2 protein-coding genes are annotated in these 1,240 nt (G+C 71.0%); both read right to left on the minus strand.

Annotated elements, in window-relative coordinates:
• Window positions 1–246 precede the first annotated feature (246 nt).
• Window positions 247–399, minus strand: coding sequence for a hypothetical protein (locus EU811_RS23840; RefSeq protein ID WP_165450230.1), 153 nt, complete (start codon window positions 397–399; stop codon window positions 247–249).
• Window positions 400–621: 222 nt separating this feature from the next.
• The coding region (gene phoU / locus EU811_RS22995; RefSeq protein WP_142940559.1) for a phosphate signaling complex protein PhoU at window positions 622–1,240 on the minus strand (619 nt) is incomplete at its 5' end.

The following is a 1,240-nucleotide window of genomic DNA, read 5'->3' on the forward strand; positions in this document are numbered from 1 at the left end:
CCCCCGAGCGCCGTCAGGAAGTGCCGGTGGGGACGCGTAACCCCTTGACGGCGCCCGGCACAGTCCTCACACGGGGACGGCGCTCCACCGTGATGGAGGCCGTACATACGAAAGGGCCCCGCACCTGAAGTGGGGCCCGTTCGCAGTCGTTCCCGGTCGGTCGTTCGCAGTCGTGCGGCGTACGTGGATCGCAGTCGTGCGTCGTACGTGGATCAGCGGCGCCGGCGCGTCACCGTACCGGCGCAGTCAGCCGCACTGGCACGGATTGCCGGACTGGCACCCGCAGCCGCAGCCCGAGCCGCAGCCACAGGCGCCGAAGAGTGGCAGGCTCTTGATCTCGGCGGGCTGCTCGGTCTCGCGGTCCTGGGTCGGGTCGGGCGTGGTGGGGGATTCGGCCATGGGTCCCTCCTCGAAGGCTTGTGCCTACACCCATTGCATGCCCACCCGGTCGGGCGCATCAACGGCGCACAGAGGCTCGCGCGCCCTCACGAGCACTCAATGCGCCTGGCACCCAAGGGACGCGGGGCCGTATCGAGGTGCGGCTCCGCCGCGTGGGCGCGGCCGGCCCGGGATCACCCGCGCCCGCCCACGCACCTCATCCCTCGCCCCACCGCCGGCGGCCTACGCCCCTTCCACCTGCGGCGCGGACTGGAGCTCGTCCGCGTGCTCGCCCGTCACCAGGTACACCACGCGGTTGGCCACGGACACCGCGTGGTCGGCGAACCGCTCGTAGTAACGGCCGAGCAGGGTGACGTCCACGGCCGTCTCGATGCCGTGCTTCCACCGGTCGTCCAGCAGGTGCTGGAAGAGCGTGCGGTGGAGGAGGTCCATCGCGTCGTCGTCCTGCTCCAGCTGCAGCGCGAGGTCGACGTCCTTGGTGATGATGACCTCCGCGGCCTTCGCCATCAGGCGCTGCGCGAGCTGGCCCATCTCCAGGATCGTGGCGTGCAGGTCGTGCGGGATCGCACGCTCCGGGAAGCGGAGCCGGGCGAGCTTCGCCACATGCTGGGCGAGGTCGCCGGAACGCTCCAGGTCGGCGGACATCCGGAGCGAGGTGACGACGATCCGCAGGTCGGTGGCCACGGGCTGCTGCCGGGCCAGCAGGGCTATCGCCCGCGCCTCCAGCTCGTGCTGGAGATCGTCGACCTTCTGGTCGCCGGCGATCACGGTCTCCGCCAGCTTCAGGTCGGAGTCGAGGATCGCCGTCGTCGCGCGACCGATCGCCGAGCCCACGAGACTA

It is taken from the genome of Arthrobacter sp. TS-15, assembly GCF_006964045.1.
Classification (GTDB): domain Bacteria; phylum Actinomycetota; class Actinomycetes; order Actinomycetales; family Micrococcaceae; genus Arthrobacter.